The 13,602-nt window shown below is 43.7% G+C and carries 18 protein-coding genes and 1 pseudogene; 1 reads left to right on the top strand and 18 read right to left on the bottom strand.

From position 1 onward, the window contains the following. Positions 1 to 30: 30 nt before the first annotated feature. Positions 31 to 354: pseudogene (locus tag MK370_RS04175) on the bottom strand (2,3-bisphosphoglycerate-dependent phosphoglycerate mutase); the annotation flags it as partial. A gap of 39 nt (positions 355 to 393) precedes the next feature. Continuing rightward, on the bottom strand, positions 394 to 783 hold the full coding sequence (locus MK370_RS04180; protein ID WP_002890784.1) for a nuclear transport factor 2 family protein: 390 nt from the start codon (positions 781 to 783) through the stop codon (positions 394 to 396). Between the two features lie 146 nt (positions 784 to 929). Between MK370_RS04180 and MK370_RS04185 the strand changes: the two genes are divergently transcribed. Next, positions 930 to 1,259 carry a winged helix-turn-helix transcriptional regulator gene (locus tag MK370_RS04185; RefSeq protein WP_037606644.1) on the top strand — a complete coding sequence of 110 codons (330 nt, stop codon included), beginning with the start codon at positions 930 to 932 and terminating at the stop codon, positions 1,257 to 1,259. Between the two features lie 96 nt (positions 1,260 to 1,355). On the opposite strand, the gene MK370_RS04190 is transcribed toward MK370_RS04185, so the two are convergent. The 16 genes from MK370_RS04190 to MK370_RS04260 form a co-directional block, all read right to left on the bottom strand. After that, complete coding sequence (locus tag MK370_RS04190; RefSeq protein ID WP_002898001.1) at positions 1,356 to 2,048, bottom strand: phosphoglycerate mutase; 693 nt, start codon at positions 2,046 to 2,048, stop codon at positions 1,356 to 1,358. Between the two features lie 148 nt (positions 2,049 to 2,196). Then, the gene (locus MK370_RS04195) at positions 2,197 to 2,937 is read right to left on the bottom strand and encodes a hypothetical protein (RefSeq protein ID WP_268684277.1); all 741 of its coding nucleotides are present in this window, start codon (positions 2,935 to 2,937) and stop codon (positions 2,197 to 2,199) included. Positions 2,938 to 3,410: 473 nt separating this feature from the next. Further along, complete coding sequence (locus tag MK370_RS04200; RefSeq protein WP_268684278.1) at positions 3,411 to 3,854, bottom strand: Fur family transcriptional regulator; 444 nt, start codon at positions 3,852 to 3,854, stop codon at positions 3,411 to 3,413. A 203-nt stretch (positions 3,855 to 4,057) separates the two neighbouring features. Then, positions 4,058 to 4,378, bottom strand: coding sequence for a hypothetical protein (locus tag MK370_RS04205; protein ID WP_002896121.1), 321 nt, complete (start codon positions 4,376 to 4,378; stop codon positions 4,058 to 4,060). A gap of 238 nt (positions 4,379 to 4,616) precedes the next feature. Then, positions 4,617 to 4,766: a hypothetical protein gene (locus MK370_RS04210; protein WP_268684469.1), complete on the bottom strand. Its 150-nt coding sequence runs from the start codon at positions 4,764 to 4,766 to the stop codon at positions 4,617 to 4,619. Between the two features lie 233 nt (positions 4,767 to 4,999). Further along, a complete protein-coding gene (locus MK370_RS04215) occupies positions 5,000 to 5,275 on the bottom strand; it encodes an HU family DNA-binding protein (RefSeq protein ID WP_002896125.1) in 276 nt (91 codons plus the stop codon). Positions 5,276 to 5,387: 112 nt separating this feature from the next. Then, positions 5,388 to 6,221, bottom strand: a complete 834-nt coding sequence (locus MK370_RS04220) for a DegV family protein (RefSeq protein ID WP_268684279.1) — start codon at positions 6,219 to 6,221, stop codon at positions 5,388 to 5,390. A gap of 283 nt (positions 6,222 to 6,504) precedes the next feature. Next, the gene (locus tag MK370_RS04225) at positions 6,505 to 7,233 is read right to left on the bottom strand and encodes a metallophosphoesterase (protein WP_268684280.1); all 729 of its coding nucleotides are present in this window, start codon (positions 7,231 to 7,233) and stop codon (positions 6,505 to 6,507) included. A gap of 52 nt (positions 7,234 to 7,285) precedes the next feature. After that, on the bottom strand, positions 7,286 to 8,944 hold the full coding sequence (recN, locus tag MK370_RS04230; RefSeq protein ID WP_268684281.1) for a DNA repair protein RecN: 1,659 nt from the start codon (positions 8,942 to 8,944) through the stop codon (positions 7,286 to 7,288). Positions 8,945 to 8,952: 8 nt separating this feature from the next. After that, complete coding sequence (locus MK370_RS04235) at positions 8,953 to 9,384, bottom strand: arginine repressor (RefSeq protein ID WP_268684282.1); 432 nt, start codon at positions 9,382 to 9,384, stop codon at positions 8,953 to 8,955. Beyond that, complete coding sequence (locus tag MK370_RS04240) at positions 9,377 to 10,192, bottom strand: TlyA family RNA methyltransferase (RefSeq protein ID WP_268684283.1); 816 nt, start codon at positions 10,190 to 10,192, stop codon at positions 9,377 to 9,379. Before MK370_RS04240 ends, MK370_RS04235 begins: the two co-directional genes overlap by 8 nt. After that, positions 10,185 to 11,060: a polyprenyl synthetase family protein gene (locus MK370_RS04245; RefSeq protein ID WP_268684284.1), complete on the bottom strand. Its 876-nt coding sequence runs from the start codon at positions 11,058 to 11,060 to the stop codon at positions 10,185 to 10,187. The genes MK370_RS04240 and MK370_RS04245 overlap by 8 nt, the downstream gene beginning before the upstream one ends. Continuing rightward, positions 11,057 to 11,269 carry an exodeoxyribonuclease VII small subunit gene (locus MK370_RS04250; RefSeq protein ID WP_268684285.1) on the bottom strand — a complete coding sequence of 71 codons (213 nt, stop codon included), beginning with the start codon at positions 11,267 to 11,269 and terminating at the stop codon, positions 11,057 to 11,059. Before MK370_RS04250 ends, MK370_RS04245 begins: the two co-directional genes overlap by 4 nt. After that, positions 11,247 to 12,587, bottom strand: a complete 1,341-nt coding sequence (gene xseA / locus MK370_RS04255; RefSeq protein WP_268684286.1) for an exodeoxyribonuclease VII large subunit — start codon at positions 12,585 to 12,587, stop codon at positions 11,247 to 11,249. Before xseA ends, MK370_RS04250 begins: the two co-directional genes overlap by 23 nt. Next, a complete protein-coding gene (locus MK370_RS11320) occupies positions 12,532 to 12,768 on the bottom strand; it encodes an initiator RepB protein (protein ID WP_326845073.1) in 237 nt (78 codons plus the stop codon). The genes xseA and MK370_RS11320 overlap by 56 nt, the downstream gene beginning before the upstream one ends. Then, the gene (locus MK370_RS04260; RefSeq protein ID WP_268684287.1) at positions 12,744 to 13,586 is read right to left on the bottom strand and encodes an NAD(P)H-hydrate dehydratase; all 843 of its coding nucleotides are present in this window, start codon (positions 13,584 to 13,586) and stop codon (positions 12,744 to 12,746) included. Before MK370_RS04260 ends, MK370_RS11320 begins: the two co-directional genes overlap by 25 nt. Positions 13,587 to 13,602: the final 16 nt, after the last annotated feature.

Genomic DNA, 13,602 nt, shown 5'->3' on the forward strand with positions numbered 1-13,602 from the left:
ACCTGAGAATAATCTCAGATTCCTTTAAGCTTATTTTCCAAGGTAGTATTCTTTTACGACCTTCAATTTTTCGTCAAATTCAAATACCAATAGTGGGAAGTTAGGGATTTCCACGTCCATGATTTCGTCATCTGACAATTGTTTGATGTGTTTTACAAGGGCACGGATAGAGTTACCGTGAGCTCCTACGAATACATTTTTACCATCTTTAAGTGCTGGAGCGATTTTATCTTCCCAGAATGGACGGGCACGTTCCAAAGTCACTTTCAAGTTTTCAGCATCTGGGATAACTGAGTCGTCAAGTGAAGCGTAACGACGGTCAGTGTGAGCTGAGTGCTCATCATCACGATCCATAAATCAAATTTCATTTCAGATTCTAGATTAATTTACTGTCTAACCCCAGAAAGCATCTTCTACTGCTTGATCTGATGAAAAGAGCCAAACTTCCTTGATCTTTCCATCATCCATGCGAAAAAGATCAATACCATTCATGTTGAGTTCCTCGCCGTCTGGGCGAGTTCCGACAAAGGTCACATTGGCTGCTACAAGGTCAATATTTTCAGACACCCAGTTAGTCAATACTTTGAAGGTACCGTTTGTTTTTTCTGAAAATTGAGCCAAGTGTGCTCCAAGTGCTTCTTTTCCAACAACTGTACCGGAATTACTATGCTGACCTGGCTGGTGCCAGATGATATCATCTGCCATAGTCTCAAAAACAGCTGGAAAATCACCTGTTATAAGACCATTGTTATATGCATTAAAAATTTCTAAATTTACTGACATGAGTTACTCCTCGTTTCTTTTATTTATGATATAATTTTATCACTTACTTAACAAAAAGATAAGTAGGAACTTTATTGTTATCTAGTATCAAATACGATACTATTATTGTCAAATAAGAGAATAATTTTAAAAAATTTGGAGGAATTATGGTAACCAAAGTCAGTGAATACGGAATTTGTCCTTTTGCCACGACGCAGCGTGTACTAACAGGCAAATGGGCTCTAGTCATCATCTATCAACTCAGTACGGGGACTAAGCGTTTTAATGAACTACAACGTCTAATTCCTGGCATTACCCAAACCATTCTAACACGACACCTCAGACAGCTCGAGAATGATAAAATCGTGGAGCGTAAAGTCTATGCTGAAGTTCCCCCACGGGTCGAATACAGTCTAACTGAAATGGGTAGAAAATTTCAAGGTGTCCTAGATGCCATTGAAAGTTGGGGACTGGAGTATATCGAAATTCTAAACTAATTATCTCCTCGGTTCATCTCACCTTACAAAGTGAGACGAACCGAGAGTCACTTCTCAAAAAAAGGCGGAATAAATCCCGCCTTTTATCTTTTATAATTATTTTCCAAGGTAGTATTCTTTTACTACGTTCAATTTTTCGTCAAATTCGAATACCAATGGTGGGAAGTTTGGAATTTCCACGTCCATGATTTCATCGTCAGACAATTGTTTGATGTGCTTCACAAGGGCACGGATAGAGTTACCGTGTGCACCTACAAAGACATTTTTGCCATCTTTCAAAGCTGGAGCAATCTTGTCTTCCCAGAATGGAAGGGCGCGCTCAAGCGTAACTTTCAAGTTTTCAGCATCTGGAATAACTGAGTCGTCAAGTGAAGCATAACGACGGTCAGTGTGTGCTGAGTGCTCATCATCGCGATCCATGTTTGGAGGTAATACATCGTATGAACGACGCCAGATATGCACTTGCTCATCACCAAATTGCTCAGCTGCTTCTGCCTTGTTTTTACCAGTCAGTCCGCCATAGTGACGCTCGTTCAAGCGCCATGATTTTTCAACTGGTACCCAAAGCTGATCAGCCGCTTCCAAAGCAAGGTTAGTTGTCTTAATCGCACGCTTCAATACTGAAGTGTAAGCTTGGTCAAACTCGATACCAGCTTCTTTAATCAGTTTACCAGCGTCGATTGCTTGCTGTGTACCTTTTTCAGACAAGTCAACATCAGCCCAACCAGTGAAAAGGTTCGCTTTGTTCCATTCAGACTCACCGTGGCGAGCAAAAACTAATTTTACCATTAGATGGATTCTCCTTTTATTTTCCGAGGCAGTCCCCGTTTATCTATTCTATTTTACAAAATTTTCGCCTAAAAAGCTAGCCTATTTCGTCAAATCAGACGTTTTTCAGCAAGAAAGCGCTTTTGTATTTCCGGCAGAAACCTTTACCTTAGCACCCGCCAGATAGATAAACCTCGTTGGCTTCCTTGAGCCACCAAGTCCTCCGCCTGTCTATCAACTGATAAATAAGCAGCAAGCCAGATACAATCCAGATAGAGAGCATATTGACAAAAATGAAAAGCTCTACCCCCCTGACGTGCTGATCCGAAGTTAGGTAATCATACTTTGATATGTAATTATCTCCAATCACCTTGTAGACACTTGGCATTACTTGATTAATCCCAGCAAATACTGCCAAGAAAAAAGCTAGCTGCACAGGTAAGGAATAGATGATTTTATGAAAACGAACGAAGCCCAAAGAAAAGCTAGTGAAACGCCTAGAACGCTCTCCAATAAAAAAGAAGATAAAAAGAGGAAGATAAGCAATGTAGGTAAAGTCAGATACTAGCGGTGTATGAGGTGTAATAGGAAAAAAGTCTCTAAAACCATAGTCTCCATTCCTCAAAAGCCAATTACTAAAATCTATTGGAAAGCTATAAGATATAAATGCAATTAGAGTGATTATAATAAGTTTCCATTTCATAATCCAGAGTCGCTTCACTTTTTGATAAATCAGAAAAAGACGTGAGCGATCCACACTGTTTTGAGGAAGATTTTTCTTTATTAGCTTGCCGCAAGAAGGACAAATGGGATAGTCAGTTTCCTCTGCAAAAAGAAGATGACGGCATTCCAAAAAAGGCGATTCTCTGCTTCCTGATATCTCTTCCTCCCAATCTCTTCTCCAGAACATAAGACCTCCTAAAAATCTAACCTACCCACAAAGTAATAACCCTTAAAGATTTCGATACTACAAACTTATGACGAATTTACCTATATTGTAAATCCTTCAGAACTCTTTGAATCTCTTTGTACAAGGCTTTATTCTGCTTTCATTATATCAAAAGAGAATTAGCCTGTAAAATAATAGCATAAGTATATAAGGGGTTATCCTTAAAATATCTGATCTTGCTAAGTGCTATACTTGACTAGGTATCAACGTCTCTAAGCTCAGATGATATCCTTGCCCTGCGAACATGCCTTGCTAAAACACATAGAAAAAGGCTAAGAGACATAAGTTCTAGCCTTGCTTTTTATTAGAAATAGAATCTTAACGCAATAGCCGATGGCTCAAAGTACTGCTTTGAAGTTGCAGATTGAATTTGCAAAGCGAGTCACAACTTTGTTCGTCTTTAGGCTCCAAAAAGCTCCTAATCATCCTCGCAGTCACACCGCTTCTTGCTGGCATTGGGGGCATAGGCCATAGACAGTCGTCTGGCTTTGGGTGATGTGGTAGCCAGTCTGCACTTCAGCCTCATGCTTCACATCCGGAAGTTCCAGCTCCATATCAGCGATACGGCCGCATTTTTCACAGATGACATTGAGATGCTGATGACCCATAAAGTCAAAGTAGGTCGTCGTATCATTGCGAACCTTGAGCTCAGCGACAAAGCCCTCATCAATCAGAACCTTGAGATTATTATAGACTGTTGCCAGACTCATATTAGGAAAATTGGGCTTCAAGTCCTGATATATCATTTCAGCGCTAGGATGGTCATGACTTTGGATAATATAGTCAATTACCGCCTTCCGCGTTTCTGTAATGCGCACACCCTTGGTGCGCAAATGGCCAATTACTTGGTCAAAGTCATGCTGATGTTCTTGTTTCATTATTTACTCCGTTATAGCCTCTCATCTAAGTCATTACCATTATACCATGACTAGGCTTACTTGGCTATTAAGAATGATTGTAAATAAGCTAAAAAGAAAAAAGCAGGACAGAACTAACCAAAGTTCATCATCCTGCTTCTGCATGATTGCTTATCCATTTAAGGCAATGCAAGCTTTAAACTAGTATTTTTTCAATCCTCGCTCTATGCTTGGAATCTCTTCAAGCTTGCTAAATAAAGGGAACCGCCTATGATAGAAAGAATAGCACCAATCCAGCCCAAGAAGTCATTAAAGGTAAAAATTCCACCTACAATCATCAAGATAGAGCCTGCTGGTCCCACACGATTGTCATCCTTATAGTAGACAATACCAGCAATCCCCAAAGCTAGGATTGCAATTTTCAGGATGTCAAATACACCTAGCATAAAATAAATAACCCAAATGAAGAAAGGCCACAAAAGTAGAATAATACCACCAATAAGTCCAACAAGCCCATTTACGAGTGCTAATGTTTTTGTCTTCATCAACTGTCTCCTTTGTATAATTTTTTACTAAAATAGTTTACCATACTTACTAGAAAAATACAAGCTTACTTTTAATTTTATGAAAAATTCAAGCATTTGACTGCTTATAATGCTTATCTTCCTTGAAAAATAAAAAGCCTGCTATTCCCAACAAAAGTTGAGACAACAGACTTTTCATATATTCTAGATTTTCAAAGCTTTTTTACTGAGGCTTAATATTAGTCACGCTGACGTTTGGTCAAGCCAACTGCTCCTCCAAAGCAGACAATGTCTGCATGGGGAGTAGAAAGATTGAAAAAAGCACGACAAACAATCCCATCAGCAGGCGAAATTTGCTTCCAAAAGGATTAACAGGACGCAATGAGCTCTGAAGTGGTTTCCATTTCATTTCTCACCTTCTAAACTTTTTATTTCACGTCTTTTAATATGTTTGTCCTTTATCATTCTCTTTTGTTTAGAGACAAATTACTTCACTTTACTGCAAAATAAAAACTCCAAGAAAGTTCATCAATCAACTTTCTCGAAGCACCTAAATCTCTTATTAAGCTCAAGAAATGAGAGCAAAAATAAAAACCTGACATACTCGCCAGAGGCAAGTGTATCAGGCTTTATTAACCAAAATTATTTTACAGCGTCTTTAAGAGCTTTACCTGCTTTGAAAGCTGGTACTTTAGAAGCTGCGATTTTGATTTCTTTACCAGTTTGTGGGTTGCGACCTTTACGTGCTGCACGCTCACGAACTTCAAAGTTACCAAAACCGATAAGTTGAACTTTTTCACCTTTTGAAAGGTACTCAGTTACAGCTGCGAATACAGCGTCAACTGCTGCTGCTGAATCTTTTTTAGTCAATTCTGTAGCTTCTGCTACTTTTGCGATCAAATCTTGTTTGTTAGCCATTTAACAAATCCTCCAAATTTTTTCTGGGTTGATAACCCTAACAAATATTATCATATCTAAAAAAAGCATTCAGGTCAAGTACTAAACCGCTATTTTCTAAATTATTATGGTTTTATTCGTAACGAATCAGCACAGCCCAAGCATTTTCCCCTGTATGCGTCTGAATAATGGACCCTGTTTCCAGCACTGAAATAGGATTCTTGACATACGGCTGTAAACTTTCCTTCATTTCTAGTGCCAATTCTGGACCGCCAGCATAGGAAATTCCAATCTCAGCCACTTGCTTGTTTTGCAGACTTGCTGTCAAATCATCCAACCATTTTTTAAAGGTCTTAGCGCCCCTACCCTTGACAATAGGCTCCAGCTGATGGTCCTTCATTTGCATGATGACCCGGATATTGAGCAAGGAGCTAATCAGGCCAGAAACTCGGCCTATACGGCCTCCTTTAACCAGATTTTCTAAGGTAGAGAGACCGATGTAGAGCTCTGTCTTTTCCTTCACTTCCTCGATTTTAGTCAGAATCTCCTCTAGGCTAACTCCTTCCTTGGCCAGCTTAGCTGCTTCTGTGACTTGGAACTTCATAGCCTGATCAGTAAAAGAGCTGTCAACAACCGTCACATCAGCATTAGCCAAAGTCGCTCCCTGACGGGCGGCTTCGACAGTTCCTGATAAGGCGTGAGACATGTGAATGGAGATAATCTGCGCTCCATTCTCTGCCAAGCGCTCAAAAACATCAGCAAAGACTCCGACAGGCGGCTGACTGGTTTTAGGAAGATTGCGACTAGACTGCATGAGACGAAGAAACTCACCTTCCTCTAGGTCTGCATCCGAATAGACCACCCCGTCCACCATAACAGAGAGAGGCACAATTGTAATGTCTAATTCCTTAGCAACCTCTGGTTCAATGGTTACAGATGAGTCTGTTACGATTTTTATTTTTGTCATAGATTTCCTACTCTGTATCTAAATTTTAACTTATTATTACACTACATTATACCAAATTTTTATGGTTTTGTGGGGGAATATTCGCTAAAATCATAGCCCAGTCCAAGCGTTTCCTAAATTTAATCTGCTTGTTTTTGTTTTTTAATCTTTTTTCGCTTCTTTAAAATTAGATGAAAAAGTGTTTACATGCAGCTTTTTTAGCTTTATTGGGGAAAATTTTAGGAAAAAGCTGGTTTTCAAAGAGAATCTCAGCAAAAAAAGATTGGATTTTCCCAATCTTTTTTCAGTCTTCAGCTACCAAACCATCATTTTTTATAGCATACCGCTCTACGATGCAATTATGACCAAAGACAACTCCGTGGAGGACTCCTCCATAGACAGCTCCGCCATCCATACCAATCTTGTCATCCTCAGTCATCCATAGCTGATCAGTTCCCGGTGCCTTATGCAAGAGGTAAAATGTCGGTGTATGGCCAAAGACAATCGATTTGCCAGTCTGATTGCTGCCTTCGTGAAAAGGAGCGCGAATCCAAACTTTTTGATAATCACTGGTTTCTCGCCAGTCTTTCAGATCCAAATCTAGGCCGGCATGAACAAAAATGTACTGTTCCGTCTCCAATAGGAAAGGCATCTGGCGAATAAAATCTACTAAATCGGCCGCCTCCGTCTTGACACGTTCCGCGTCTGCTAGTCCATCTACAGGAGCATTAAGAGGTCGGCCTAAAAGCGAATTAATCGTCGTATCTCCGCCATTGCGTCGGTAGTGGTCATAAGACTTTTCAGGATTGTCCAGCCAAGTCAGAAACATATACTCATGATTGCCAGACAGACAAACAGCTCCTTCTTGGTCCACTAGGCCCTTAACCCGCTCCAAAACTGCTCGGCTGTCCTCGCCACGATCAATCAAGTCCCCTAGAAAGACTAGTTGGCTGCGACCGTCCCAGTGCTGGAGCAGCTCATCTAGCATGCTGGCCTTGCCATGGACATCACCGATCGCAAAATATTCTGTCATAGTCGCCACCTTCTAAAGGAGACCGAAACACTAGTGTCTCAGACTCGCTTGTTTATTTCTTTAATAATTCTCTGGCTTGAGTCAAGGCAGCATCCGTTACATCTTCGCCAGCCAGCATCTTAGCAACTTCCTGAACACGCTCGTCAGCCGTCAACAGGCGAACCGTTGAGACGGTTGAATTCTCATCCGAAATCTTCTCAATAAAGAACTGATAATCGGCAATCGCAATGACCTGCGGCAGATGGGAAATAGCCAAGACTTGGCCGTTGGAGCCAATCTTGTGAATCTTCTGAGCAATAGCCTGGGCCACTCGGCCAGAAACACCCGTATCCACTTCGTCAAAGACAATGCTGGTCTTACCTTCCTTACGAGAAAAGGCAGACTTGATAGCTAGCATGAGACGGGAGAGCTCCCCGCCAGACGCAACCTTCACCAGAGGTTTGAAATCCTCACCCGGATTGGCTGAGATGTAGAATTCTACTTGTTCATTGCCTTCACGGTTAAACTTGCCCTTACTGAACTGCACTTTAAAGCGCGCCTTTTCCATGTAGAGGTCCTGCAGCTCTTGCTTGATTTCCGCTTCCAGCTGGGCTGCTAGGCCGTGACGAGCCTGACTCAACTCCTGGGCCAGCTCTACCAGCTCTCTCTCCAAGGCCTTCAGCTCTCGGTCCATATCCTCTGAGGACAAGTTACTTCCAGTTAAAAGGCTGTATTCTTTGGAAATCTGAGCAAAGTAATCCAGCACATCATCTACTTGGCCGCCGTATTTACGCGTGATGCTGTTAATCAAATCCAGACGACTCTCCACCTGCAACAGCCGATCTCCGTCAAAGTCTAGTGCATCTAAAATGTCCTCTAGGCGCTTGCTGACATCTTCCAAGACATAATAAGTCTCTGACAAGCTGCCTGAAAGCTCCTTGTAGGCTGGATCGTAATCCTCGATAGATTCAAGGTCATTCATGGCTGAGCGGACATTGGTCAGACTTGAAAAATCTTCATTATCCAGCATGGTATAGGCGTTCGTCAGCGTATCGGCAATGAGCTTGTGGTTGAGCAAGCGATCCCGCTCCTGATGCAGGGCAGTATCTTCACCACTTTTAAGAGCGGCACTTTCAATCTCCGCCATCTGAAACTCCAGCATCTCAATTCTGGCCTTATGCTCCTGCTGATTTTTCTGCAAAGTCAGGACTTGCTTGCGCAGGCTTCGATAGCGGTCAAAGGTTTCCTGATAACGGCCTTTGAGATGCAAAAAGTCTGCTGAGCCAAACTCATCTAGCATGGCGATATGAAGCTGGGGTCTCATCAGCTCTTCCTGATCATGCTGCCCATGTATATCCACCAAGTGCTGACCGACAGCCTTTAGAACAGACAAATTAACCATCTGACCGTTGATACGGCTGACACTACGGCCGTTTTGCAGAATTTCCCGACGGATAATCAGCTCATCGGTCAGTTCCCAGCCCTGCTCCTCAAAAATCTCTCGCAAAGCTCTGCTATTTTCCAGAGAAAAAAGTCCCTCTATCTCAGCTTTGGGCGCTCCATGACGAATAACATCCGTCGTAGCACGGCTGCCCAGCATCATGTTCATCGCGTCAATAATAATAGACTTGCCGGCTCCGGTTTCCCCAGTTAAAACCGTCATACCTTGCTCAAAATTAAGGGAAATCTCCTCAATAATGGCAAAATTTTTAATCGAAATTTCTAATAACATAGGCTTTCCTACCAATGGTGAATGATGCTTGCAATCCTTGCGGCTGCTTCCTCTGTCATCATAACCATCAAAATACTGTCGTTGTCTGCCAAGATACTGAAAATATCCTCAGCAAATTCATTCCTAAGATGACGCTTGACCAGTGCTGTGCTCCCCGGTACCAGACTGAGATTGATCATATTTTCCAAAACCTGACAGGACAGGATATTATTTTCTGCCAAACCCAGACTGCTGGTCATAGTCTTAGGCAGCTCGTAGATATAAGTGTTGTCCTTGAGCGGTATCTTGACAATCCCCAACTCTTTGATATCCCTAGAGACCGTAGCCTGCGTCGCTGTAATCCCAGACTCTCTGAGATGTTCTACAATTTCCTCCTGTGTGCCAACGTCATAGTCACTGACAAAGCGTCTAATCTTTTCTAATCTATCCTTCTTATTCATCCTTAAATTCCTTGTGTGCTGCCTCTACGACAGCTGTCATCATTGCTGAATCAAGAGGCTGCGGCTCTATGCTCTTTTCTAAATAGGCCAGAAATTCCACATTGCCCTGACCACCCTGAATAGGCGAAAAATCCAGTCCCCTAACAGAAAAGCCAGCCTCTATCATAAATTCCGTGACCTTTTCCAGAACTGCCAAATGGACCTTTTTATCCTTGACAATCCCTTTTTTTCCAATCTGCTCGCGGCCTGCTTCGAACTGAGGCTTGATCAAGGCGACCACTTGGCCATCCCGAGCCAAAATCTCATGCAGAGCTGACAAAATCAAACTCAGCGATATAAAGCTGACGTCAATACTGGCAAAGCTCGGCTCCTGCTCAAAGTCAGTCCTTTGGGCATAGCGAAAATTATACTGCTCCATGCTAACAACCCGCTCATCCTGTCTTAGCTTCCAAGCCAGCTGATTGGTGCCGACATCTACCGCATAGACCAGCTTAGCTCCGTGTTGCAGCATGACATCTGTAAAACCGCCGGTTGAAGCTCCGATATCCAAGGTCACTCGGTCAGCGACCGAAATATCAAAGACTTGCAAAGCCTTTTCTAGCTTGAGGCCGCCTCGGCTGACATATCTGAGTTTCTCACCTTTTAAGCGCAGCTCTGTTGCTGTGTCAATCTTTTCACCTGGCTTGTCAAAGCGCTGGCCATTGGCCGCAGCAATAACCAGTCCAGCCATTACGCCGCGCTTAGCCTGCTCTCTGGTCTCAAAGAGCCCTTGTCTGTAGGCCAGCACATCTACTCTTTCCTTAGCCATTCAATCTCAAACTTTCTATTATCTTTTGAATTTCTCCGCCTGAAAACTCTGTCTTTTCTTCCAAGTCTTTCAGAATGTCCACAGCTTCATCAAGGGTTTGATTGAAAAAGTTCTTAGCTCCATCCAGTCCCAGAAAGGCTGGATAAGTCGACTTGGCTGCAGCTAAATCTTTCTGTGGGGTTTTACCCAGCTCTTCAAAGCTGGCTGTCACATCCAAAATATCATCCCGCACTTGAAAGGCCAAGCCCAAGAGCTCTCCAATCCTACGAAGCTTGTCTTGAACAGACTGCTCAGCCTGAATAATCAACCCAGCTGCGACAAAAGGATAGGTCAGTAGCTTACCAGTCTTATTGGCATGGATAGTTTTTAAATCTTCTAAACTAATTGCTTGGCCTTCGCCTTGCATGTCCAGAACTTGTCCTGCGACCATACCAAAACTCCCTGCTGCCAGAGACAACTCAGAAATCAAGTCCACCTTGACCTGACTAGGCAGCTCGGCTCTTGCCAATAGTCCATAGGGGTCCAAAAAGAGAGAATCACCTGCCAAAATAGCCATATCCTCTCCAAACTTCTTATGGCTAGTCAGGCGTCCGCGACGATAGTCGTCATCATCCATAGCTGGCAAATCATCATGGATAAGGCTGCCAGTGTGAATCATCTCAAGAGCCGCCGCGACCTGATAGTGGGCCTCAGTCAGCTTTATGCCAAAGGCTTGAATCAACTCCAATAGCAGTAAGGGACGAATTCGCTTGCCGCCAGCCCGCACTGAGTACAAGATAACTTCTGATAAATCCAGCGACACTTGCTGAGATTTATAAAAATCTTCAATCGTCAGACCGATTTTTTCCAGTTTCTCGTTTCTTGTCATTCCATTTCCGTTTCTGTACCCTCTGCCTGCATGACCTTAACTAAGGTCTTTTCAGCCTTGTCCAGACTAGCCTGGAGTTCCTTTGAAAGCTTCATCCCCTTTTGGAATTCCGCAATCGCCTCTTCTAGCGCTACATCACCATTTTCCAGCTTTTGGACGATAACTTCCAAGTCTGCTAAGTTTTCTTCAAATTTCTTTTCTTTGGACATGTTTTACCTCTACTTCCAGCTGCCCATCCCGCATAAGCAGGGTCAACTCATCTTTTTCTTCAATGCCAGCACTTGACTCGACAACCTTTTGATTCTTTTGGACAATAGCATAGCCACGCGCCACGATTCGACTGGTATCCAGCATAAGCAAGGCCTCGGACAATCTCCTGACTTGAGCTACCTTGTTATCATAAATGACCGCCATGTTGCTGCGCAGCAAACGCTCCAGCTGGGCAGTCTGCTCCTGAAGACTCTGAACGCGACTGAGCGGATTCAATGCTTCCAAACGGTGCTGCAAGATTTTGACCCGCTGTTGCTCTTCACTATAATATTCGCGAATTTTTTGCTTGAGTCGCAGGTTGAGCTGGTCTAACTTCTGCAGATGGCCATCGTAAAGCCGCTCTGGCTGTCGGAAGATAACCGACTGGGTTAGCTTATTCAGCCGCTCCCGATAATAGCTCAGGCGATTGGAAATCGCACGTGACATACGGTTTTCCTGCTGCTGCAAATGCCCCAGCAGATCCAGCTTGATGACCGGTGTTGCTAACTCAGCCGCAGCCGTCGGAGTCGCTGCCCTGCGATCTGCCACAAAGTCGGCTAAAGTCGTATCTGTCTCATGGCCAACACTAGAAATAACAGGAATCCGGGACTCAAAAATAGCCCGAACCGTTTTCTCTTCGTTGAAAGCCCAGAGATCTTCGATAGAACCGCCACCTCGGCCAATAATCAGTACATCCAAATCCGACCGCTCATTGGCCAGTCTGATGTGGTCAGCAATCTGAGCTGCAGCCCCATCTCCCTGCACTTTTGTCGGATAAAGGACAATCTCCACTCCCGGAAAGCGACGGCTGACCGTCGTGATAATATCTCGGATGACCGCTCCGCTGGGACTGGTTACAACACCAATTTTCTTAGGAAACTGGGGCAAGGCTTGCTTGAATTTCTCTTGAAAAAGCCCTTCTTCTCCCAGTTTTTTCTTGAGCTGTTCAAACTGGATAGCCAAGGCACCGATACCATCTGGCTCTGCCTTTTCAATGATGATAGAATAGGAACCGCTCGGCTCATAGAGCTTTACCCGGCCAATCACATTGATTTTCATGCCTTCTTCCAGCTCAAAGCCCAGCTTCTGGTAGACACCAGACCAAATTGTAACCTGAATGACGGCCTTCTCATCCTTTAATGAAAAATACTGATGATTGGGGCGCCGACGGAAATTGGACACCTGGCCAGTCAGATAGACCCGCTCCAAATAAGGATCCCGCTCAAACTTCATCTTCAGATACTTGGTCAAGGTCGAAACCGACAAATACTCTGGCATGTCCTTTTCCTTTCTTTTCTAGTTTTTCCATAACCTTTATTATAACAAAAAACTGCATAAAAAACCGATTACAAAGTCTAAAAATCCCCTGAAAAGCAAGAAAAAAACTGGGCTTCCACAAAAGAACCCCAGCTGACTTAAAACCCAAGAAACAGTCTACTGACTCATCTCTTTCATCCACTTTGGAATGGCTCTACTGATTGCCGTTGGCAGGACGACATAAGCTTCATGACTCAGTTCATCTGCGATAAGCGAGTGAAGAAGGGTTGCAGCCGCCACTCGCTCAAAGAGACTGCTTGACTTGAACTGTCCAGCAAATGCGGCAATCATACCAGCCAGCGTATCCCCCATGCCGCCAGTTGCCTGATAAGGTCCGCCTACTGTCAGCTCAAAGACCTGCTCTTGCCTACTTTGATAGATGGTCGTTCCATGCTTTTTCTGTACGACAATACTGCCCAGAGGCAGCTGATTGACCGCTGCCTGATTGGCTGCCGCTGTCTGACTTGACAAGCTCAAACCCGATAAGCCTTCCCACTCCTTCTGGTGAGGGGTAAAAACTGTTTGGGCTTTTGGAAATGGCAAAGCTGCTTTGCTAAAAAGTGAAATGGCGCCGCCATCCATGATAAGTATCTGCTGTTCTGCCACAGTCTGAACTACCTTTTGTAGGATATCTAGACCTAGTTGATTCTCCGCCAGACCCGGACCAATCAAGACTAGATCTGGTTTGGCCAGTTGCTCTGTCAATCGGTCTTGGTCCCCTAAGTCAAAGGCCATGGTCTCCGGTAAATGACTGTGTAGAGGGGCGATATTGTCTCTATCTGTAGCAACAGTCACCAGACCAGCTCCGCTATTGACTGCTGCTAAAGCTGCCATGATGATGGCACCCCCATAAGGATAGGTCCCTCCAATCAGTAAAAGACGACCGTAATCGCCCTTGTGACTATCCAAGGGACGTTCCCGAATGACTCTTTTTAAAATATTTTCAGCATTTTTTACCATGATATTCTCCTAGACC

Origin of the sequence: Streptococcus sanguinis (genome assembly GCF_026781265.1) — a bacterium.
GTDB classification, from domain to species: domain Bacteria; phylum Bacillota; class Bacilli; order Lactobacillales; family Streptococcaceae; genus Streptococcus; species Streptococcus sanguinis_T.